At 56.0% G+C, this 21383-nt stretch carries 24 protein-coding genes and 4 pseudogenes; 10 read left to right on the top strand and 18 right to left on the bottom strand.

The genetic code is table 11. The annotated features are described in order from the left end of the window. The first annotated feature begins 24 nt into the window (after nt 1-24). A complete protein-coding gene (locus MZ182_RS20690; protein WP_000018329.1) occupies nt 25-840 on the top strand; it encodes an aminoglycoside O-phosphotransferase APH(3')-Ia in 816 nt (271 codons plus the stop codon). A gap of 189 nt (nt 841-1029) precedes the next feature. Here the strand turns inward: MZ182_RS20690 and MZ182_RS20685 are convergent, their stop codons facing one another. The 3 genes and pseudogenes from MZ182_RS20685 to aac(3)-IId all read right to left on the bottom strand — a co-directional run bounded on the left by MZ182_RS20685 (nt 1030) and on the right by aac(3)-IId (nt 2963). Beyond that, nucleotides 1030-1734 (bottom strand): IS6-like element IS26 family transposase, encoded by a 705-nt coding sequence (locus MZ182_RS20685; protein ID WP_001067855.1) that lies wholly within the window; start codon nt 1732-1734, stop codon nt 1030-1032. Between the two features lie 62 nt (nt 1735-1796). Then, a pseudogene (locus tag MZ182_RS20680) lies at nt 1797-2090 on the bottom strand (tunicamycin resistance protein); the annotation flags it as partial. Between the two features lie 12 nt (nt 2091-2102). Continuing rightward, complete coding sequence (aac(3)-IId, locus tag MZ182_RS20675) at nt 2103-2963, bottom strand: aminoglycoside N-acetyltransferase AAC(3)-IId (RefSeq protein WP_000557454.1); 861 nt, start codon at nt 2961-2963, stop codon at nt 2103-2105. A 232-nt stretch (nt 2964-3195) separates the two neighbouring features. Between aac(3)-IId and MZ182_RS20670 the strand changes: the two genes are divergently transcribed. The 4 genes from MZ182_RS20670 (at nt 3196) to mphR(A) (ending at nt 6746) form a co-directional block, all read left to right on the top strand. Further along, nucleotides 3196-3900, top strand: a complete 705-nt coding sequence (locus MZ182_RS20670; protein WP_001067855.1) for an IS6-like element IS26 family transposase — start codon at nt 3196-3198, stop codon at nt 3898-3900. Nucleotides 3901-4021: 121 nt separating this feature from the next. Then, nucleotides 4022-4927, top strand: coding sequence for an Mph(A) family macrolide 2'-phosphotransferase (locus MZ182_RS20665; RefSeq protein ID WP_000219391.1), 906 nt, complete (start codon nt 4022-4024; stop codon nt 4925-4927). Then, on the top strand, nt 4924-6162 hold the full coding sequence (gene mrx(A), locus MZ182_RS20660; protein WP_000004159.1) for a macrolide resistance MFS transporter Mrx(A): 1239 nt from the start codon (nt 4924-4926) through the stop codon (nt 6160-6162). Before MZ182_RS20665 ends, mrx(A) begins: the two co-directional genes overlap by 4 nt. Continuing rightward, nucleotides 6162-6746, top strand: a complete 585-nt coding sequence (gene mphR(A) / locus MZ182_RS20655) for a macrolide-binding transcriptional repressor MphR(A) (protein ID WP_001137892.1) — start codon at nt 6162-6164, stop codon at nt 6744-6746. Before mrx(A) ends, mphR(A) begins: the two co-directional genes overlap by 1 nt. A gap of 492 nt (nt 6747-7238) precedes the next feature. Here mphR(A) and MZ182_RS20650 read toward each other — a convergent pair whose 3' ends face one another. The 9 genes and pseudogenes from MZ182_RS20650 to MZ182_RS20610 form a co-directional block, all read right to left on the bottom strand. Then, complete coding sequence (locus MZ182_RS20650; protein ID WP_001389365.1) at nt 7239-8003, bottom strand: IS6-like element IS6100 family transposase; 765 nt, start codon at nt 8001-8003, stop codon at nt 7239-7241. Between the two features lie 117 nt (nt 8004-8120). Beyond that, nucleotides 8121-8186 (bottom strand): annotated as a pseudogene (locus MZ182_RS20645) (hypothetical protein); the annotation flags it as partial. A 43-nt stretch (nt 8187-8229) separates the two neighbouring features. Beyond that, nucleotides 8230-8535, bottom strand: a complete 306-nt coding sequence (locus MZ182_RS20640; RefSeq protein WP_000130000.1) for a PadR family transcriptional regulator — start codon at nt 8533-8535, stop codon at nt 8230-8232. Nucleotides 8536-8545: 10 nt separating this feature from the next. Then, nucleotides 8546-9751, bottom strand: coding sequence for a chromate efflux transporter (gene chrA, locus MZ182_RS20635; RefSeq protein WP_000184001.1), 1206 nt, complete (start codon nt 9749-9751; stop codon nt 8546-8548). 155 nt (nt 9752-9906) lie between these two features. Continuing rightward, on the bottom strand, nt 9907-10110 hold the full coding sequence (locus MZ182_RS20630; protein WP_000376616.1) for a hypothetical protein: 204 nt from the start codon (nt 10108-10110) through the stop codon (nt 9907-9909). Nucleotides 10111-10237: 127 nt separating this feature from the next. Next, a complete protein-coding gene (gene sul1, locus MZ182_RS20625) occupies nt 10238-11077 on the bottom strand; it encodes a sulfonamide-resistant dihydropteroate synthase Sul1 (protein WP_000259031.1) in 840 nt (279 codons plus the stop codon). Next, nucleotides 11071-11418, bottom strand: a complete 348-nt coding sequence (locus MZ182_RS20620) for a quaternary ammonium compound efflux SMR transporter QacE delta 1 (protein ID WP_000679427.1) — start codon at nt 11416-11418, stop codon at nt 11071-11073. Before MZ182_RS20620 ends, sul1 (MZ182_RS20625) begins: the two co-directional genes overlap by 7 nt. Nucleotides 11419-11640: 222 nt before the next feature. Continuing rightward, the gene (locus MZ182_RS20615) at nt 11641-12093 is read right to left on the bottom strand and encodes an NAD(+)--rifampin ADP-ribosyltransferase Arr-3 (RefSeq protein ID WP_001749986.1); all 453 of its coding nucleotides are present in this window, start codon (nt 12091-12093) and stop codon (nt 11641-11643) included. An 84-nt stretch (nt 12094-12177) separates the two neighbouring features. Next, nucleotides 12178-12591, bottom strand: a pseudogene (locus MZ182_RS20610) (CatB-related O-acetyltransferase); the annotation flags it as partial. Between MZ182_RS20610 and MZ182_RS20605 the strand changes: the two are divergent. The 4 genes and pseudogenes from MZ182_RS20605 to MZ182_RS20590 all read left to right on the top strand — a co-directional run. Continuing rightward, a pseudogene (locus MZ182_RS20605) lies at nt 12590-12733 on the top strand (IS30 family transposase); the annotation flags it as partial. The pseudogenes MZ182_RS20610 and MZ182_RS20605 overlap by 2 nt on opposite strands. Nucleotides 12734-12833: 100 nt before the next feature. Then, nucleotides 12834-13646 (top strand): subclass B1 metallo-beta-lactamase NDM-1, encoded by an 813-nt coding sequence (locus MZ182_RS20600; RefSeq protein ID WP_004201164.1) that lies wholly within the window; start codon nt 12834-12836, stop codon nt 13644-13646. A gap of 3 nt (nt 13647-13649) precedes the next feature. Then, entirely contained in the window at nt 13650-14015 is a 366-nt protein-coding gene (gene ble, locus MZ182_RS20595; RefSeq protein WP_004201167.1) for a bleomycin binding protein Ble-MBL, read from the top strand. Nucleotides 14016-14019: 4 nt separating this feature from the next. Continuing rightward, nucleotides 14020-14514 (top strand): phosphoribosylanthranilate isomerase, encoded by a 495-nt coding sequence (locus MZ182_RS20590; protein WP_223231887.1) that lies wholly within the window; start codon nt 14020-14022, stop codon nt 14512-14514. Between the two features lie 177 nt (nt 14515-14691). On the opposite strand, the gene MZ182_RS20585 is transcribed toward MZ182_RS20590, so the two are convergent. The 5 genes from MZ182_RS20585 to dfrA17 form a co-directional block, all read right to left on the bottom strand. Then, nucleotides 14692-16233 carry an IS91-like element ISCR1 family transposase gene (locus tag MZ182_RS20585; RefSeq protein WP_000050481.1) on the bottom strand — a complete coding sequence of 514 codons (1542 nt, stop codon included), beginning with the start codon at nt 16231-16233 and terminating at the stop codon, nt 14692-14694. Nucleotides 16234-16637: 404 nt separating this feature from the next. Further along, complete coding sequence (gene sul1, locus MZ182_RS20580) at nt 16638-17477, bottom strand: sulfonamide-resistant dihydropteroate synthase Sul1 (protein WP_000259031.1); 840 nt, start codon at nt 17475-17477, stop codon at nt 16638-16640. Then, nucleotides 17471-17818: a quaternary ammonium compound efflux SMR transporter QacE delta 1 gene (locus MZ182_RS20575; RefSeq protein ID WP_000679427.1), complete on the bottom strand. Its 348-nt coding sequence runs from the start codon at nt 17816-17818 to the stop codon at nt 17471-17473. The genes sul1 (MZ182_RS20580) and MZ182_RS20575 overlap by 7 nt, the downstream gene beginning before the upstream one ends. A gap of 205 nt (nt 17819-18023) precedes the next feature. Beyond that, entirely contained in the window at nt 18024-18812 is a 789-nt protein-coding gene (locus tag MZ182_RS20570) for an ANT(3'')-Ia family aminoglycoside nucleotidyltransferase AadA5 (RefSeq protein ID WP_000503573.1), read from the bottom strand. Between the two features lie 130 nt (nt 18813-18942). Continuing rightward, nucleotides 18943-19416, bottom strand: a complete 474-nt coding sequence (dfrA17, locus tag MZ182_RS20565) for a trimethoprim-resistant dihydrofolate reductase DfrA17 (RefSeq protein ID WP_001389366.1) — start codon at nt 19414-19416, stop codon at nt 18943-18945. A 157-nt stretch (nt 19417-19573) separates the two neighbouring features. On the opposite strand from dfrA17, the gene intI1 reads away from it, so the two are divergent. After that, on the top strand, nt 19574-20587 hold the full coding sequence (intI1, locus tag MZ182_RS20560) for a class 1 integron integrase IntI1 (RefSeq protein ID WP_000845048.1): 1014 nt from the start codon (nt 19574-19576) through the stop codon (nt 20585-20587). A 59-nt stretch (nt 20588-20646) separates the two neighbouring features. On the opposite strand, the gene MZ182_RS20555 is transcribed toward intI1, so the two are convergent. Next, entirely contained in the window at nt 20647-21351 is a 705-nt protein-coding gene (locus tag MZ182_RS20555; RefSeq protein ID WP_001067855.1) for an IS6-like element IS26 family transposase, read from the bottom strand. Between the last annotated feature and the right edge of the window lie 32 nt (nt 21352-21383).

Raw genomic sequence — 21383 nt, 5'->3', positions numbered from 1 at the left:
ATAAACAGTAATACAAGGGGTGTTATGAGCCATATTCAACGGGAAACGTCTTGCTCGAGGCCGCGATTAAATTCCAACATGGATGCTGATTTATATGGGTATAAATGGGCTCGCGATAATGTCGGGCAATCAGGTGCGACAATCTATCGATTGTATGGGAAGCCCGATGCGCCAGAGTTGTTTCTGAAACATGGCAAAGGTAGCGTTGCCAATGATGTTACAGATGAAATGGTCAGACTAAACTGGCTGACGGAATTTATGCCTCTTCCGACCATCAAGCATTTTATCCGTACTCCTGATGATGCATGGTTACTCACCACTGCGATCCCCGGGAAAACAGCATTCCAGGTATTAGAAGAATATCCTGATTCAGGTGAAAATATTGTTGATGCGCTGGCAGTGTTCCTGCGCCGGTTGCATTCGATTCCTGTTTGTAATTGTCCTTTTAACAGCGATCGCGTATTTCGTCTCGCTCAGGCGCAATCACGAATGAATAACGGTTTGGTTGATGCGAGTGATTTTGATGACGAGCGTAATGGCTGGCCTGTTGAACAAGTCTGGAAAGAAATGCATAAGCTTTTGCCATTCTCACCGGATTCAGTCGTCACTCATGGTGATTTCTCACTTGATAACCTTATTTTTGACGAGGGGAAATTAATAGGTTGTATTGATGTTGGACGAGTCGGAATCGCAGACCGATACCAGGATCTTGCCATCCTATGGAACTGCCTCGGTGAGTTTTCTCCTTCATTACAGAAACGGCTTTTTCAAAAATATGGTATTGATAATCCTGATATGAATAAATTGCAGTTTCATTTGATGCTCGATGAGTTTTTCTAATCAGAATTGGTTAATTGGTTGTAACACTGGCAGAGCATTACGCTGACTTGACGGGACGGCGCTTCCCTACCCTCATGGCCGCCTCCCAGGAATCGACCCAGGTGCTTATCGTGGACATAATCCTTTACTCATAAATTGGCACTGTTGCAAAGTTAGCGATGAGGCAGCCTTTTGTCTTATTCAAAGGCCTTACATTTCAAAAACTCTGCTTACCAGGCGCATTTCGCCCAGGGGATCACCATAATAAAATGCTGAGGCCTGGCCTTTGCGTAGTGCACGCATCACCTCAATACCTTTGATGGTGGCGTAAGCCGTCTTCATGGATTTAAATCCCAGCGTGGCGCCGATTATCCGTTTCAGTTTGCCATGATCGCATTCAATCACGTTGTTCCGGTACTTAATCTGTCGGTGTTCAACGTCAGACGGGCACCGGCCTTCGCGTTTGAGCAGAGCAAGCGCGCGACCATAGGCGGGCGCTTTATCCGTGTTGATGAATCGCGGGATCTGCCACTTCTTCACGTTGTTGAGGATTTTACCCAGAAACCGGTATGCAGCTTTGCTGTTACGACGGGAGGAGAGATAAAAATCGACAGTGCGGCCCCGGCTGTCGACGGCCCGGTACAGATACGCCCAGCGGCCATTGACCTTCACGTAGGTTTCATCCATGTGCCACGGGCAAAGATCGGAAGGGTTACGCCAGTACCAGCGCAGCCGTTTTTCCATTTCAGGCGCATAACGCTGAACCCAGCGGTAAATCGTGGAGTGATCGACATTCACTCCGCGTTCAGCCAGCATCTCCTGCAGCTCACGGTAACTGATGCCGTATTTGCAGTACCAGCGTACGGCCCACAGAATGATGTCACGCTGAAAATGCCGGCCTTTGAATGGGTTCATGTGCAGCTCCATCAGCAAAAGGGGATGATAAGTTTATCACCACCGACTATTTGCAACAGTGCCATCCGCCTTACCCCGTCGAGTATCTCAGTCAGATAGTCCGGGTGCACGAGCGTCATTGGGATGATGATGTCCTGCGAGTAATTCCTTCGAATCTCCCTGACCGCCGCGATCGTAAGTCCCCTCCACAAGGGGAGATCCTGATAGTCTCCGCTCGCTGGCATGGGGACCGTTTCTTTCACCACGAACCCGATTTCCTCGGGGTCAAAGATCAGCGATTTGGAACGCCGATCGCGCAGCCGCTTAGCGAGCGTCGTCTTTCCGGCGCCGAAAGGTCCGTTGATCCAGATTATCATTGTCGACGGCCTCTAACCTGAAGGCTCGCAAGAGCGCTCGACGGCCTCGTGCGGAGGCACGATCGGAGTGGTTCCGAAATGCTTCTCAAGATAGGTGACGCCGAACGTCACGATGTCCTGCGCGTCGAACAGGTAGCACTGAGCAAAGCCCACGACACCTTCTCGATGGCGACCGAGCTTCACGTAAGCATTTGCTATAGTTTCAACCGCATCCGGCTTTCCTTCGATAGCAAAGCAATCGAGAATGCCGTTTGAATCGTAATCCGATGCCGTTTTCCAGGCGACTTCACCGTCTCTTCCAAGCATCGGCATCTCATACGTCACCCACCGTTTGTTGGGGATATCGGCAACCGCCTCGGCGTAGTGCAATGCGGTAACGGAGTTTAGCGGCGCACCCAACAGCAGGGCCTTCCCGCCAAGGCGAACGAACCGCTCGACGGGCGATCCTTCCCCCAAGGCGTGACCGAGTTCGTGAGGCTCCGTCAGCGTTTCAGCCAGCGGACCAACCGCGACCATCGATGCATCGGGGTGCGCGCTGCGCCGCGCGCCGGGGGCTTGAACCAGAAATTGATTCAGCAGGCCGAACCCACGGTAAGTCCCGGCTGTTGCGGGATCGAACGGCAGCCAGGTACGGCGGGCTTCGTCATCCAGCCGAGCGCCATTCAGAGTCTCCTCGTAGGGTGATCGGTCCCACGACGCGTATCCCATCACAGTGCCAGTCGGCCCAACCGCGGAGCGTAACGCGGCAACGACCGTCTCCGCTCCTCCTTCGACCGGACCAATCGCTTTAAGTGAGGCATGCACCATCAAGAGGTCACCGGTTTGGACTCCGAGTTTTTGAAGCGCCTCCGTTATTGCCTTCCGCGTATGCATCGCGATATCTCCTCTAAACTGCAAAACACTATACGGGGTCTGACGCTCAGTGGAACGAAAACTCACGTTAAGGGATTTTGGTCATGAGATTATCAAAAAGGATCTTCACCTAGATCCTTTTAAATTAAAAATGAAGTTTTAAATCAATCTAAAGTATATATGAGTAAACGGCACTGTTGCAAATAGTCGGTGGTGATAAACTTATCATCCCCTTTTGCTGATGGAGCTGCACATGAACCCATTCAAAGGCCGGCATTTTCAGCGTGACATCATTCTGTGGGCCGTACGCTGGTACTGCAAATACGGCATCAGTTACCGTGAGCTGCAGGAGATGCTGGCTGAACGCGGAGTGAATGTCGATCACTCCACGATTTACCGCTGGGTTCAGCGTTATGCGCCTGAAATGGAAAAACGGCTGCGCTGGTACTGGCGTAACCCTTCCGATCTTTGCCCGTGGCACATGGATGAAACCTACGTGAAGGTCAATGGCCGCTGGGCGTATCTGTACCGGGCCGTCGACAGCCGGGGCCGCACTGTCGATTTTTATCTCTCCTCCCGTCGTAACAGCAAAGCTGCATACCGGTTTCTGGGTAAAATCCTCAACAACGTGAAGAAGTGGCAGATCCCGCGATTCATCAACACGGATAAAGCGCCCGCCTATGGTCGCGCGCTTGCTCTGCTCAAACGCGAAGGCCGGTGCCCGTCTGACGTTGAACACCGACAGATTAAGTACCGGAACAACGTGATTGAATGCGATCATGGCAAACTGAAACGGATAATCGGCGCCACGCTGGGATTTAAATCCATGAAGACGGCTTACGCCACCATCAAAGGTATTGAGGTGATGCGTGCACTACGCAAAGGCCAGGCCTCAGCATTTTATTATGGTGATCCCCTGGGCGAAATGCGCCTGGTAAGCAGAGTTTTTGAAATGTAAGGCCTTTGAATAAGACAAAAGGCTGCCTCATCGCTAACTTTGCAACAGTGCCGGATTGAATATAACCGACGTGACTGTTACATTTAGGTGGCTAAACCCGTCAAGCCCTCAGGAGTGAATCATGACCGTAGTCACGACCGCCGATACCTCCCAACTGTACGCACTTGCAGCCCGACATGGGCTCAAGCTCCATGGCCCGCTGACTGTCAATGAGCTTGGGCTCGACTATAGGATCGTGATCGCCACCGTCGACGATGGACGTCGGTGGGTGCTGCGCATCCCGCGCCGAGCCGAGGTAAGCGCGAAGGTCGAACCAGAGGCGCGGGTGCTGGCAATGCTCAAGAATCGCCTGCCGTTCGCGGTGCCGGACTGGCGCGTGGCCAACGCCGAGCTCGTTGCCTATCCCATGCTCGAAGACTCGACTGCGATGGTCATCCAGCCTGGTTCGTCCACGCCCGACTGGGTCGTGCCGCAGGACTCGGAGGTCTTCGCGGAGAGCTTCGCGACCGCGCTCGCCGCCCTGCATGCCGTCCCCATTTCCGCCGCCGTGGATGCGGGGATGCTCATCCGTACACCGACGCAGGCCCGTCAGAAGGTGGCCGACGACGTTGACCGCGTCCGACGCGAGTTCGTGGTGAACGACAAGCGCCTCCACCGGTGGCAGCGCTGGCTCGACGACGATTCGTCGTGGCCAGATTTCTCCGTGGTGGTGCATGGCGATCTCTACGTGGGCCATGTGCTCATCGACAACACGGAGCGCGTCAGCGGGATGATCGACTGGAGCGAGGCCCGCGTTGATGACCCTGCCATCGACATGGCCGCGCACCTTATGGTCTTTGGTGAAGAGGGGCTCGCGAAGCTCCTCCTCACGTATGAAGCGGCCGGTGGCCGGGTGTGGCCGCGGCTCGCCCACCACATCGCGGAGCGCCTTGCGTTCGGGGCGGTCACCTACGCACTCTTCGCCCTCGACTCGGGTAACGAAGAGTACCTCGCTGCGGCGAAGGCGCAGCTCGCCGCAGCGGAATGAGCGAACGTCGATATAGCCCGCTCGCGACGCTGTTCGCGGCGACCTTTCTCTTCCGGATCGGCAACGCGGTGGCGGCCCTCGCGCTTCCATGGTTCGTCCTGTCTCATACAAAGAGCGCGGCCTGGGCGGGCGCCACGGCCGCTAGCAGCGTCATCGCGACCATCATCGGCGCGTGGGTTGGTGGTGGCCTCGTCGATCGGTTCGGGCGCGCGCCCGTCGCATTGATCTCGGGTGTGGTGGGCGGCGTGGCCATGGCGAGCATCCCACTGCTCGATGCCGTTGGCGCCCTCTCGAACACTGGGCTGATCGCTTGCGTGGTGCTCGGTGCCGCGTTCGACGCACCCGGTATGGCCGCGCAGGACAGTGAGCTGCCCAAACTCGGCCACGTCGCCGGGCTCTCCGTTGAGCGCGTCTCGTCACTGAAAGCGGTGATCGGGAACGTCGCGATTCTAGGTGGCCCGGCCCTTGGGGGGGCCGCAATCGGCCTGCTTGGCGCTGCGCCAACGCTCGGGCTGACGGCGTTCTGCTCCGTCCTTGCAGGTCTGCTCGGCGCGTGGGTGCTTCCCGCGCGTGCCGCTCGGACGATGACCACGACGGCGACTCTCTCCATGCGCGCCGGCGTCGCTTTTCTCTGGAGCGAACCCCTGCTGCGCCCTCTCTTTGGTATAGTGATGATCTTCGTGGGCATCGTTGGCGCCAACGGCAGCGTCATCATGCCTGCGCTGTTTGTAGATGCAGGACGCCAAGTAGCAGAGCTCGGGCTGTTCTCCTCAATGATGGGGGCTGGTGGTCTCCTTGGCATTGCCATTCATGCGTCGGTCGGCGCCCGGATATCAGCGCAGAACTGGCTGGCGGTGGCATTTTGTGGCTCTGCGGTGGGCTCGCTTCTGCTTTCACAGTTGCCAGGCGTGCCGGTGCTGATGTTGTTGGGCGCGCTCGTGGGACTGCTGACCGGCTCAGTCTCTCCCATTCTCAACGCTGCCATCTACAACCGCACGCCGCCAGAACTTCTCGGCCGGGTACTCGGCACGGTCTCGGCGGTGATGCTGTCAGCCTCGCCCATGGTTATGCTTGCGGCCGGCGCGTTTGTCGACCTTGCTGGTCCGCTCCCTGGCCTCGTTGTATCGGCCGTGTTTGCGGGGCTCGTGGCTCTACTCTCGCTCCGTCTTCAATTTGCTACAATGGCGGCGGCAGCCACAGCCTCCGCCCCAACCCATACAGAAGGTGAACACTGATGCCCCGCCCCAAGCTCAAGTCCGATGACGAGGTACTCGAGGCCGCCACCGTAGTGCTGAAGCGTTGCGGTCCCATAGAGTTCACGCTCAGCGGAGTAGCAAAGGAGGTGGGGCTCTCCCGCGCAGCGTTAATCCAGCGCTTCACCAACCGCGATACGCTGCTGGTGAGGATGATGGAGCGCGGCGTCGAGCAGGTGCGGCATTACCTGAATGCGATACCGATAGGCGCAGGGCCGCAAGGGCTCTGGGAATTTTTGCAGGTGCTCGTTCGGAGCATGAACACTCGCAACGACTTCTCGGTGAACTATCTCATCTCCTGGTACGAGCTCCAGGTGCCGGAGCTACGCACGCTTGCGATCCAGCGGAACCGCGCGGTGGTGGAGGGGATCCGCAAGCGACTGCCCCCAGGTGCTCCTGCGGCAGCTGAGTTGCTCCTGCACTCGGTCATCGCTGGCGCGACGATGCAGTGGGCCGTCGATCCGGATGGTGAGCTAGCTGATCATGTGCTGGCTCAGATCGCTGCCATCCTGTGTTTAATGTTTCCCGAACACGACGATTTCCAACTCCTCCAGGCACATGCGTAAACGGAGGTGTGCAGAGTCCCTGCGGCAGGCGACGAACACGACCGTCGTCGATTAGTACCGGTACGGTCGGTGGTATCGAAGTCTTGATCACCACTCAGGTCTACGGCTTACAAATGGTGACCATCCCGATACTTGCGTCAGAGCACCGGGCCGATTCTTTGACAGTGAATCACTCCCGTAAGGTTGTGCCGGTGTGGGTGTCCCGGGTCGAGACGATACTCCGCCAATGCGCCCAGCAAACAACCTGGCCATCGCAGGTGGTGGGGAGCGGTGTGGCGGATGAGTTGGACAAGTTGGTGTAGCAGCACGAGCACGGCGAGATAACATCGCAGGAGTTCGACATGCTCAAGAGACAGCTGATTGCGAATCGCGATGCAGATTCATAACCCGATTGCGGGTTGGCTTCACTCCACCATCACCGAGCAGACTAGCACGGCGGGCTCTGTTGCAAAGATTGGCGGCAGTCAGAGGTAGGCTGTCGCTCTGCGCCGATCAGGCGGCTGCTGCGAAATGGTGGTTGAGCATGCCCATGGCCTCCGTCAGCGCCGAGGGCCCAATGCCAAAAGCTCTCTCCACAAGGCGCACCTCGCCCCTGATGCCGGGCTGCAGGCACCAGGGGCGAGCCTGTCCTTTGCGCAGGGCTCGCATGACTTCGAATCCCTTGATCGTGGCATAGGCCGTGGGGATCGATTTGAAACCGCGCACCGGCTTGATCAGTATCTTGAGCTTTCCGTGATCGGCCTCGATCACGTTATTGAGATACTTCACCTGCCGGTGGGCCGTCTCCCGGTCCAGCTTTCCTTCGCGCTTCAATTCGGTGATCGCTGCACCATAGCTCGGCGCTTTGTCGGTATTGAGCGTGGCAGGCTTTTCCCAGTGCTTCAGGCCTCGCAGGGCCTTGCCCAGGAACCGCTTCGCTGCCTTGGCGCTGCGGGTCGGCGACAGGTAGAAATCGATCGTGTCGCCCCGCTTGTCGACTGCCCGGTACAGGTAGGTCCACTTGCCCCGCACCTTGACGTAGGTTTCATCCAGGCGCCAGCTCGGATCAAAGCCACGCCGCCAGAACCAGCGCAGCCGCTTCTCCATCTCCGGGGCGTAGCACTGGACCCAGCGATAGATCGTCGTATGGTCGACCGAAATGCCGCGTTCCGCCAGCATTTCCTCAAGGTCGCGATAGCTGATCGGATAGCGACAATACCAGCGCACCGCCCACAGGATCACATCACCCTGGAAATGGCGCCACTTGAAATCCGTCATCGTTCCGTCCGTCCAATCTCCGCCAAGCATGCTCAAGCTTCACGATTTTTGCAACAGAGCCCACACGAGTATTGAGCATAGTCGAGATTGGTGCAGATCACTTCTGATATTGAACTGTCAGGAGCTGGCTGCACAACAGCCATTACGCCCAATCAACTGGTGCAGTCGTCTTCTGAAAATGACAATCCAGTTAGGGTATAGCTCAACCTGACATAGAAGCAAAAACTCAACCACCTTCTACCAACTCTCCGAACAGCTCCTTGACCTTTGTTTTCGCATCAGCAAGTGCAGTTCTGCCTTGTTCAGTGATGTCATAAACACGCCGTTCACGTCGCCCGGTGCGTTCGTGGCGTGAGGTCAGATAGCCTTTTTTTTCCAGGCCGTGCAGCATCGGGTACACGGTGCCAGCGCTCATCTCGTAGCCGTGTCGGCGTAGCTCTTCGATGATCCCCAGCCCAAAGACAGGTTCCTCGGCTGCATGGTGAAGGATGTGCAGGCGGATCAAACCGCCGTAGAGGTCTTTGTCAGTCATTTTTTGTGCCTCACAGAGCGACGCTCAACAGCCACCCAGCTGCACCGCTACCGAGGACAACCAGCCACGGCGGGAGCTTCCAGAACATAAGTGCGACAAGGGCAACTAATGCCAAGCCGAAGTCTTGCGGCTGAAAGATGGCGCTAGTCCATACAGGCTGATACAGCGCGGCCAGCAGCAAGCCGACTACAGCGGCATTGATCCCGGCCAGCGCAGCTTGGATGCCTGTATTGCGGCGCAAACGCTCCCAAAATGGCATTGATCCGACGACCAGCAAGAACGAGGGCGCGAAGATAGCCAGCAGACACACAATGCCGCCGATCCAGCCCGACGGGGCGGTGTTCATCGAGGCACCAAGAAACGCGGCGAACGTGAACAAAGGGCCGGGCACCGCTTGAGCTGCCCCGTACCCCGCGAGAAAGGATTCATTGTTGACCCAGCCGGAGGGCACCACTTCGGCTTGCAGTAATGGCAGCACAACGTGACCACCGCCGAACACCAGTGATCCGACACGATAGAAGGAATCCACCATTGCCATGGTTTGACTTGGCATCAGTTCGGCCAACACCGGCAGGCCAATCAGCAAGACAAAGAACAGCGAGAGCCAAAGCACGCCGGCCCGGTGACTGACCGTGATAGGTAGGGGGTCATGCTCAACAACTTTCGCTGGCTTGAACAATAACCGGCCTGCGATGCCTGCGATAGCAATCACGCCAACCTGTCCCCACGCGGACGGCACAAGTAAAACGACGCAGGTAGCAATTGCCATGATGGTGACTCGCAGCCCATCCGTGCATAGGTTACGCGCCATGCCCCATACTGCTTGAGCGACCACGGCCACAGCCACCACTTTTAAGCCATGCAACGCGCCCTGCGAGACGTAATCGCCATAGCTGGAGATGCCGAGCGCAAAAAGGATCAAGGCTATGGCAGACGGCAGCGTGAAGCCAGCCCAAGCAGCCAGCGCCCCGCTGTATCCAGCCCGAGACAGTCCTACCGCTATGCCGACCTGGCTGCTTGCAGGCCCTGGCAAGAACTGACAAAGCGCGACCAAGTCAGCATAGCTCCGTTCGGAGAGCCAGCGCCGCCGTGTGACAAATTCGGCGCGGAAGTAGCCCAAGTGCGCAATGGGGCCGCCAAAAGATGTCAATCCAAGCCGCAGAAAAATAAGAAAGACCGACCATGGTCTGCTGTCATCGGTAGGGTTATTCGTCATACTTTCGCCTTCATGATCTGCAACGAGTTGATCAATAATAAGCGAAATTCGATAACGAAATTCGATATAAATCTAGAAAAAAATACCTCTATGTGTACTACGCAGTTTTAGCTGTGGCTTTCACAGGAGCACGCTTACTTACGGCTTAGCGTGCTTTATTTTCCGTTTTCTGAGGCGATCCCTAGGAGCTCGGATCTCAGGACGAAGGTCTCCGCGAATGTCCGGTCGATCCGCGCGACGTCCCAGGCGGGCGTTCCCTTGGCGGACATCCACGCCGCAGCGTCGTGCATCAGCCGCACAACCTCGTCGATATCACCCGAGCAGGCGACCCGAACGTTCGGAGGCTCCTCGCTGTCCATTCGCTCCCCTGGCGCGGTATGAACCGCCGCCTCATAGTGCAGTTTGATCCTGACGAGCCCAGCATGTCTGCGCCCACCTTCGCGGAACCTGACCAGGGTCCGCTAGCGGGCGGCCGGAAGGTGAATGCTAGGCATGATCTAACCCTCGGTCTCTGGCGTCGCGACTGCGAAATTTCGCGAGGGTTTCCGAGAAGGTGATTGCGCTTCGCAGATCTCCAGGCGCGTGGGTGCGGACGTAGTCAGCGCCATTGCCGATCGCGTGAAGTTCCGCCGCAAGGCTCGCTGGACCCAGATCCTTTACAGGAAGGCCAACGGTGGCGCCCAAGAAGGATTTCCGCGACACCGAGACCAATAGCGGAAGCCCCAACGCCGACTTCAGCTTTTGAAGGTTCGACAGCACGTGCAGCGATGTTTCCGGTGCGGGGCTCAAGAAAAATCCCATCCCCGGATCGAGGATGAGCCGGTCGGCAGCGACCCCGCTCCGTCGCAAGGCGGAAACCCGCGCCTCGAAGAACCGCACAATCTCGTCGAGCGCGTCTTCGGGTCGAAGGTGACCGGTGCGGGTGGCGATGCCATCCCGCTGCGCTGAGTGCATAACCACCAGCCTGCAGTCCGCCTCAGCAATATCGGGATAGAGCGCAGGGTCAGGAAATCCTTGGATATCGTTCAGGTAGCCCACGCCGCGCTTGAGCGCATAGCGCTGGGTTTCCGGTTGGAAGCTGTCGATTGAAACACGGTGCATCTGATCGGACAGGGCGTCTAAGAGCGGCGCAATACGTCTGATCTCATCGGCCGGCGATACAGGCCTCGCGTCCGGATGGCTGGCGGCCGGTCCGACATCCACGACGTCTGATCCGACTCGCAGCATTTCGATCGCCGCGGTGACAGCGCCGGCGGGGTCTAGCCGCCGGCTCTCATCGAAGAAGGAGTCCTCGGTGAGATTCAGAATGCCGAACACCGTCACCATGGCGTCGGCCTCCGCAGCGACTTCCACGATGGGGATCGGGCGAGCAAAAAGGCAGCAATTATGAGCCCCATACCTACAAAGCCCCACGCATCAAGCTTTTGCCCATGAAGCAACCAGGCAATGGCTGTAATTATGACGACGCCGAGTCCCGACCAGACTGCATAAGCAACACCGACAGGGATGGATTTCAGAACCAGAGAAAGAAAATAAAATGCGATGCCATAACCGATTATGACAACGGCGGAAGGGGCAAGCTTAGTAAAGCCCTCGCTAGATTTTAATGCGGATGTTGCGATTACTTCGCCAACTATTGCGATAACAAGAAAAAGCCAGCCTTTCATGATATATCTCCCAATTTGTGTAGGGCTTATTATGCACGCTTAAAAATAATAAAAGCAGACTTGACCTGATAGTTTGGCTGTGAGCAATTATGTGCTTAGTGCATCTAACGCCGCCATAAACGGCGACAGGGTGGCGCGCCTATTGCGCATAAAATGGCGAAGCCATGCGCAACAGGCGCGGAATCTCTGGCGTCCGGTTTGATGGCTTTGTTATGCAAAGGACTAGTCTTCAATGACGTGTAAACCACGGCGCTTTAAGTCCTCCAACGAATCCAACATTCCCCTTATTAATTCAACAGGATGCCCCTCCCAGTCTTCAACAACGCCAACAATTCTCAAGGGTTCGCAGGTTCTATAGGACTGTGTTGGATTACCGGGAAATCTTTTGTTCGTAAGATTCGGATCGTCTTCGAACGGTCCTGTTGGCTCAACTATGTATATGTAGCCGCGACCCTCGAGGCCAGACAGTGACATAGCAAGTTCAGCTCCCCAAACTGCTGGCTCCATCAAGGCTGAAAAGTAGATGTGCTTAAGAATACGACCGTCCTCGAAATGAGAGATGAACCCTGTGGTTAGCAAGTCACCAATCGCCAAATTGGCTTTGGTTCCATGATAGAACGGTCCTTGCACCTGCTTGTAATTATCATGAGAGATGGGAATCCAATCTTTTACCATTTTAAGACCCTTAATTGTTGGGATTTGGCTGCATAACGCCTGAAATAAGCCGTGCCGCGAAGCGGCATCGGCTTGATTGAATTGTTAGACGGCAAACTCGAGCCAATACTTGTGCAGGCCAACAATATTAGACGAGCACAGCATGGGCATTGCCGCTTTGATCTTCTCCAGTGACCAATTCCACCACTCCATCTCCAGAAGCAATGAAATTTCCTCATCGGTGAAGCGTTTCTTAATCTTCTTAGCGGGATTGCCGCCAACGATAGCGTAAGGCTCCACATCTTTTGTCACCAACGAGCGGCTGCCTATCACCGCACCGTGCCCGATCTTGATTCCGGGCATGACCATTGCCTCAGAGCCGATCCAAACGTCATTGCCAATGACAGTATTACCTGCTTTTTGGAAGGCATCGAGTGCGCTTGAGAATGCAGGTTCTTCCTGCATATAAAAGAACGGGAAAGATGATGCCCAGTCGTACCGATGCCCCTGATTGCCAGCAGATCAGCATTATTTAAATCAAGTTGCCATGTCACTGAATACTCGTCCTAGAAAGGCGTTAGATTGGCTTACACCATTAGAGAAATTTGCTCAGCTTGTTGATTATCATATGGCTTTTGAAACTGTCGCACCTCATGTTTGAATTCGCCCCATATTTTTGCTACAGTGAACCAAATTAAGATCATCTATTTACTAGGCCTCGCATTTGCGGGGTTTTTAATGCTGAATAAAAGGAAAACTTGATGGAATTGCCCAATATTATGCACCCGGTCGCGAAGCTGAGCACCGCATTAGCCGCTGCATTGATGCTGAGCGGGTGCATGCCCGGTGAAATCCGCCCGACGATTGGCCAGCAAATGGAAACTGGCGACCAACGGTTTGGCGATCTGGTTTTCCGCCAGCTCGCACCGAATGTCTGGCAGCACACTTCCTATCTCGACATGCCGGGTTTCGGGGCAGTCGCTTCCAACGGTTTGATCGTCAGGGATGGCGGCCGCGTGCTGGTGGTCGATACCGCCTGGACCGATGACCAGACCGCCCAGATCCTCAACTGGATCAAGCAGGAGATCAACCTGCCGGTCGCGCTGGCGGTGGTGACTCACGCGCATCAGGACAAGATGGGCGGTATGGACGCGCTGCATGCGGCGGGGATTGCGACTTATGCCAATGCGTTGTCGAACCAGCTTGCCCCGCAAGAGGGGATGGTTGCGGCGCAACACAGCCTGACTTTCGCCGCCAATGGCTGGGTCGAACCAGCAACCGCGCCCAACTTTGGCCCGCTCAAGGTATTTTACCCCGGCCCCGGCCACACCAGTGACAATATCACCGTTGGGATCGACGGCACCGACATCGCTTTTGGTGGCTGCCTGATCAAGGACAGCAAGGCCAAGTCGCTCGGCAATCTCGGTGATGCCGACACTGAGCACTACGCCGCGTCAGCGCGCGCGTTTGGTGCGGCGTTCCCCAAGGCCAGCATGATCGTGATGAGCCATTCCGCCCCCGATAGCCGCGCCGCAATCACTCATACGGCCCGCATGGCCGACAAGCTGCGCTGAGCCATGGCTGACCACGTCACCCCCAATCTGCCATCGCGCGATTTCGATGTGACAGAGGCGTTTTATGCGAAGCTGGGCTTTGCGACGAGTTGGAAGGATCGCGGCTGGATGATCCTGCAGCGCGGCGGTTTGCAGCTCGAATTCTTCCCCTATCCTGACCTCGACCCAGCTACGAGCTCGTTCGGCTGTTGCCTGCGGTTGGATGATCTCGATGCCATGGTGGCATTGGTGAACGCGGCGGGAGCCGAGGAAAAAAGCACCGGCTGGCCGCGCTTCAAAGCTCCGCAACTGGAGGCGAGCGGCCTGAGGATCGGCTACCTGATCGATCCCGACTGCACGCTGGTGCGGCTGATCCAGAACCCCGACTGACCGCATGCCCGCGAAAATCAAGATTTGCGGGATCAGCACACCCGAGGCGCTCGATGCGACCATCGCGGCGCGGGCGGACTATGCCGGGTTGGTGTTCTATCCAGCGTCGCCCCGTGCGGTTACGTCGAATGTCGCGGGCGCTTTGACATCGCGCGCAGCTGGCCAGATCGCCATGGTCGGTTTGTTCGTCGATGCGGATGATGCTGTCATCGCCGACGCACTGGTGGCAGCCAAGCTGAACGCGCTGCAGCTGCACGGTTCGGAATCGCCCGAACGCGTGGCCCAGTTGCGCGCGCGGTTTGGCAAGCCGGTGTGGAAGGCGCTGCCCGTCGCCAGCGCCAGCGATGTCGCACGCGCCGCAGCCTATGCCGGGGCGGCGGACTTGATCTTGTTCGACGCCAAGACCCCCAAAGGCGCGCTGCCCGGCGGCATGGGGTTGGCGTTGGGTATAGGAAGTATAAACCACCTTTTTGCTCCTCATCCGAAGTATCTTACCTGAAATTCCCTCACTCGTTTACCGCTCAAGCCCCAATTTTAACTGCCGGTCCAGCCTAAACCGCTCTAATAAGGTTCGATTTGGCGGTAAAATCTCTAGCCTGATAGCTCGAGAGATACAAACTGCCCCACCGCCCCGTTTAAAAGTTGGCAGTGTTGAGCAGTGTTGGATTTGGGGTCGTCAGTCAAAGAGACGACTCTGTGATGGATCGAACAGGCTGGGAGTCAGTGGCGGCGCTCGTTCTGGTGGCAGCTCACGCTGCTTGGCGGCATTCGCCTTGGCTGTTTTCTGTTTCAGATGCTTGAGAATCTGCTCAATGACCTTCGGATCTTCGATGCTGGCAATCACTTTGACGTGACCGCCGCAGTGTTCGCAGACTTCAATATCAATATTGAAGACTCGCTTGAGGCGTTGCATCCAGGTCATGGCGCGGTGGCGCTCTGCAGGACTCTTGTCACGCCAGTTAGTATCGAGACCTTCCGATTTGTCGGGCTTCTTGCCCCGCTTGGCGGGTGTTACTTGAACTCGGTGTTTGCTGTTCGGTGCAAAGACGCCGTGGAAGCGTGTGAGGTTGACTCGCGGCTTAGGTACCAACGCAGCGAGTTTGGCGATGAAGTCCAGCGGCTCGAAGATCACATGGGTGGTGCCATTGCGGTACGGAGTTTTGAGCTCGTAACGCACCTGCCCATTGGCGGTTAATGCCAGACGTTTTTCTGAAACCGCTGGCCGACTAATGTAGCGACACAAGCGCTCAAGCTTATCCCGCTGATGCGCTTCGGCCATCACACCGGCGTGTAGCGAGAAACCAGCATGGTTGGCTACTCGACTGCTTGAGTCGGCTTTATCCTCACGCCCTGGCAAGGTTTGCAGGGTGAAGACTTTGCGCCCTTGCTGGGGGCCGACGGCAATGCGATACGTAACCGAAGCACCATGTAATTGAGTCAGCGTATCGTCTTCGCCCTCTTCCAGTGTCAACCACGTATTCTCGGCATCACGCTCCAAAATCCCACGCTTTTCCATGCAGCGAGCGATGCGATGGCTGAGGGTGTGAGCGAGCGTATTCAGCTCATCGTAAGTGGGTGCCTTGACACGATGGAAGCGTTGCTTGCCATAGTCATCTTCGGCATAGACACCATCGAGAAACAGCATGTGGTAGTGGACATTGAGATTTAGCGCGGAGCCAAAGCGTTGGATAAGAGTCACTGAGCCAGTTTGTGCAGAGGCTTTGGTGTAACCGGCTTTTTTGATCAGATGAGTTGAGAGTGTACGATAGACGATACTCAAGACCTGGCCCATCAGCTGGGGATGGCGAGCCAGCAAAAAGCGTAGCTGGAAAGGAAAGCTGAGCACCCACTGGCGAATGGGCTCCTTGGGGAAGACTTCGTCTATCAGCAGCGCCGCACTCTCGGCCATCCGGCGGGCACCGCAGCTAGGGCAAAAGCCGCGTCGTTTACAGCTGAAGGCGACCAGACGCTCGTGATGACAATCCTCGCAGCGAACCCGCATGAAACCATACTCCAGACGGCCACATTGGAGGAGGTCGTTGAATTCTTGTTGGATGTAGCGAGGCAGGTGTTGACCTTGGGCTTCGAGTGAGGCTTTGAAGGCTGGGTAGTGCTGCTCAACCAGCTGGTAGAGCAGCGTCTGGTCGGGTTGGTGGCGTTCGTAACCGTTTGTTTGAGTGGGCGATTGACTCGCCGTGGCGTTCCTTGCCAGCGACATGGGTATCCTCCGCTGATACTGTGGTTATGTACAGTATCAGCGGCTTGCGTTCAGACGTCCAGTCTGGCCCTAGACATCGCTAAATGCTTAACCCGCAATAGCCCTCACGAGTTGTTATCAGCCACTACCGGTTGAGCGAGAAGGTTTTGGGTTCAGGGTGCTATTGCTCCACCAATCACAATACTGAAGCCCCAACTGTTATCAGTTGGGGCTTTTTCTTGTCTGTTTGCGGCGGTTGCGTTTTATCGGTAGTCGTCGAGCTCTGCACCATCCCACATAAGAGCTTAACGGTGCGATCTTCAACGCCATCACACAAAACTTTCTTTTTCACGCACAGTCAACTTATTGGATGTTTTATTAACAACCCAAAAGGAGATATTTAGCGGGCGGCCGGAAGGTGAATGCTAGGCATGATCTAACCCTCGGTCTCTGGCGTCGCGACTGCGAAATTTCGCGAGGGTTTCCGAGAAGGTGATTGCGCTTCGCAGATCTCCAGGCGCGTGGGTGCGGACGTAGTCAGCGCCATTGCCGATCGCGTGAAGTTCCGCCGCAAGGCTCGCTGGACCCAGATCCTTTACAGGAAGGCCAACGGTGGCGCCCAAGAAGGATTTCCGCGACACCGAGACCAATAGCGGAAGCCCCAACGCCGACTTCAGCTTTTGAAGGTTCGACAGCACGTGCAGCGATGTTTCCGGTGCGGGGCTCAAGAAAAATCCCATCCCCGGATCGAGGATGAGCCGGTCGGCAGCGACCCCGCTCCGTCGCAAGGCGGAAACCCGCGCCTCGAAGAACCGCACAATCTCGTCGAGCGCGTCTTCGGGTCGAAGGTGACCGGTGCGGGTGGCGATGCCATCCCGCTGCGCTGAGTGCATAACCACCAGCCTGCAGTCCGCCTCAGCAATATCGGGATAGAGCGCAGGGTCAGGAAATCCTTGGATATCGTTCAGGTAGCCCACGCCGCGCTTGAGCGCATAGCGCTGGGTTTCCGGTTGGAAGCTGTCGATTGAAACACGGTGCATCTGATCGGACAGGGCGTCTAAGAGCGGCGCAATACGTCTGATCTCATCGGCCGGCGATACAGGCCTCGCGTCCGGATGGCTGGCGGCCGGTCCGACATCCACGACGTCTGATCCGACTCGCAGCATTTCGATCGCCGCGGTGACAGCGCCGGCGGGGTCTAGCCGCCGGCTCTCATCGAAGAAGGAGTCCTCGGTGAGATTCAGAATGCCGAACACCGTCACCATGGCGTCGGCCTCCGCAGCGACTTCCACGATGGGGATCGGGCGAGCAAAAAGGCAGCAATTATGAGCCCCATACCTACAAAGCCCCACGCATCAAGCTTTTGCCCATGAAGCAACCAGGCAATGGCTGTAATTATGACGACGCCGAGTCCCGACCAGACTGCATAAGCAACACCGACAGGGATGGATTTCAGAACCAGAGAAAGAAAATAAAATGCGATGCCATAACCGATTATGACAACGGCGGAAGGGGCAAGCTTAGTAAAGCCCTCGCTAGATTTTAATGCGGATGTTGCGATTACTTCGCCAACTATTGCGATAACAAGAAAAAGCCAGCCTTTCATGATATATCTCCCAATTTGTGTAGGGCTTATTATGCACGCTTAAAAATAATAAAAGCAGACTTGACCTGATAGTTTGGCTGTGAGCAATTATGTGCTTAGTGCATCTAACGCATAGTTGAGCGGCGGGCGCAGCCCGTCCGCTTGAACGCCGAGTTAGGCATCAGATGCCCTCGGCGCGGGTCGATGCACTTTTCGCACATGCCGCTCAACGCAAGATTCTCTCAATCGTTGCTTTGGCATATCGAACGAACGCGGCCGTCTCTTCGACGCGCATTGCTAGGTCGTCGTCCTCGCTACCCAGGTACGCCGCGCGTGCCTTGCAGATGAGGGGCCGATGCTCGGCAGGCAAACGCTCCGATACCCATGCGGCAGCAACGTCCTTAGGAGCAATGAGACCAGTTGAAGCGCTGTACCAAATGCGAGCAAGAGCAAGAACGACGTTCCGCTCGTCACCCTTCCAATCCGACTCTGCATTCCACTGGGCAATAGTGTCGAAAAGCGCCTTGGAGAAATGCTCCTTCGGCACCGGCTCGAAAAACGTGGCTGCGGATGGGCCTAGAAGCGCAAGGCTGTGTTGCCTCGCCTTGGTCAGCAAAATCGCAAGATCGTGATCCAGAACGGCAGGCTCGAACGTTCCGGAAAGGATGTCGTGGCGGAGCCACTCACCGAACTGAAGCTCACGCCGCGCCGGATAGCGCCAAGGCACTACTTCGCTTCGAGCGACAACAGTTAGCTCCAGCGGTCGCCATGTTCCGCCATCGCCTGGCGGTGATGAGACTTTCAGCAAATCGAGCATTAGCGCCTGCCGGAGCGAATCGTTAGGTGCGGCGCTGACGGTCACGAGCAAGTCTATGTCGCTGTCCGGCTTCAGCCCTCCATCGATCGCAGATCCGAACAGGTGGATTGTGTCCAGTGTCGCAGCCAGATGGCGCTCGATCACCGCGCGAGCGTGGGACAGCTGCTTGAAAACTTGTGCAGGGAAAAATTCACCCATGATGCCTAACGTTAAGTTCAGCGGCAGCTTTTAAGTTGCGGCTTTGTGGAATACTTTTGCGCAGCAAAACCACAAAGACGCGACTTAAAAGCTGTCCAAGGAGCGAAGCGACTGGTGCTGCAACGCATTGTTAGCCTTTTTTCCAAATCTGGTATGTATAATTTATATTAGACATAAAAAACTGTTCAAAAACCAAATTGAAATTCTCAGGCATTATAGGGAATTTGATATCACCTTCGACTTCAACGTGAACAGTAGACAAATGAATTATATCTGCTTTTTCAATAAGGCTATTATAGATTTGACCCCCGCCAGAGACATATACATGATCTGTAACTTTTGATAGCTCTTTCAAAGCATTTTCTATTGAAGGAAAAACTAGGACGTTTTCATTTGAGCTTGAAATTCCGTTCTTTGACACTACTGCATATTTGCGATTTGGAAGAACACCCATAGAGTCAAATGTTTTTCTTCCGACAAGGAGCCATTGATTATATGTGAGCGCTTTAAAGAGTAGTTGCTCACCTTTTACTGACCACGGGATATCAGGACCACTACCGATTACGCCATTTTCTGACACTGCAGAAATCAATGATATTTTCAATTTAACTCCCTTAATGGCTAACTTTGTTTTAGGGCGACTGCCCTGCTGCGTAACATCGTTGCTGCTCCATAACATCAAACATCGACCCACGGCGTAACGCGCTTGCTGCTTGGATGCCCGAGGCATAGACTGTACAAAAAAACAGTCATAACAAGCCATGAAAACCGCCACTGCGCCGTTACCACCGCTGCGTTCGGTCAAGGTTCTGGACCAGTTGCGTGAGCGCATACGCTACTTGCATTACAGTTTACGAACCGAACAGGCTTATGTCCACTGGGTTCGTGCCTTCATCCGTTTCCACGGTGTGCGTCACCCGGCAACCTTGGGCAGCAGCGAAGTCGAGGCATTTCTGTCCTGGCTGGCGAACGAGCGCAAGGTTTCGGTCTCCACGCATCGTCAGGCATTGGCGGCCTTGCTGTTCTTCTACGGCAAGGTGCTGTGCACGGATCTGCCCTGGCTTCAGGAGATCGGAAGACCTCGGCCGTCGCGGCGCTTGCCGGTGGTGCTGACCCCGGATGAAGTGGTTCGCATCCTCGGTTTTCTGGAAGGCGAGCATCGTTTGTTCGCCCAGCTTCTGTATGGAACGGGCATGCGGATCAGTGAGGGTTTGCAACTGCGGGTCAAGGATCTGGATTTCGATCACGGCACGATCATCGTGCGGGAGGGCAAGGGCTCCAAGGATCGGGCCTTGATGTTACCCGAGAGCTTGGCACCCAGCCTGCGCGAGCAGCTGTCGCGTGCACGGGCATGGTGGCTGAAGGACCAGGCCGAGGGCCGCAGCGGCGTTGCGCTTCCCGACGCCCTTGAGCGGAAGTATCCGCGCGCCGGGCATTCCTGGCCGTGGTTCTGGGTTTTTGCGCAGCACACGCATTCGACCGATCCACGGAGCGGTGTCGTGCGTCGCCATCACATGTATGACCAGACCTTTCAGCGCGCCTTCAAACGTGCCGTAGAACAAGCAGGCATCACGAAGCCCGCCACACCGCACACCCTCCGCCACTCGTTCGCGACGGCCTTGCTCCGCAGCGGTTACGACATTCGAACCGTGCAGGATCTGCTCGGCCATTCCGACGTCTCTACGACGATGATTTACACGCATGTGCTGAAAGTTGGCGGTGCCGGAGTGCGCTCACCGCTTGATGCGCTGCCGCCCCTCACTAGTGAGAGGTAGGGCAGCGGGCACTGTTGCAAAGTTAGCGATGAGGCAGCCTTTTGTCTTATTCAAAGGCCTTACATTTCAAAAACTCTGCTTACCAGGCGCATTTCGCCCAGGGGATCACCATAATAAAATGCTGAGGCCTGGCCTTTGCGTAGTGCACGCATCACCTCAATACCTTTGATGGTGGCGTAAGCCGTCTTCATGGATTTAAATCCCAGCGTGGCGCCGATTATCCGTTTCAGTTTGCCATGATCGCATTCAATCACGTTGTTCCGGTACTTAATCTGTCGGTGTTCAACGTCAGACGGGCACCGGCCTTCGCGTTTGAGCAGAGCAAGCGCGCGACCATAGGCGGGCGCTTTATCCGTGTTGATGAATCGCGGGATCTGCCACTTCTTCACGTTGTTGAGGATTTTACCCAGAAACCGGTATGCAGCTTTGCTGTTACGACGGGAGGAGAGATAAAAATCGACAGTGCGGCCCCGGCTGTCGACGGCCCGGTACAGATACGCCCAGCGGCCATTGACCTTCACGTAGGTTTCATCCATGTGCCACGGGCAAAGATCGGAAGGGTTACGCCAGTACCAGCGCAGCCGTTTTTCCATTTCAGGCGCATAACGCTGAACCCAGCGGTAAATCGTGGAGTGATCGACATTCACTCCGCGTTCAGCCAGCATCTCCTGCAGCTCACGGTAACTGATGCCGTATTTGCAGTACCAGCGTACGGCCCACAGAATGATGTCACGCTGAAAATGCCGGCCTTTGAATGGGTTCATGTGCAGCTCCATCAGCAAAAGGGGATGATAAG

Origin of the sequence: Shewanella sp. JNE2 (assembly GCF_023159115.1) — a bacterium.
GTDB classification, from domain to species: Bacteria; Pseudomonadota; Gammaproteobacteria; order Enterobacterales; family Shewanellaceae; genus Shewanella; species Shewanella putrefaciens.
Note: the sequence above shows the minus strand (reverse complement) of the source record. Positions and strands in the feature narration are given on the sequence as shown.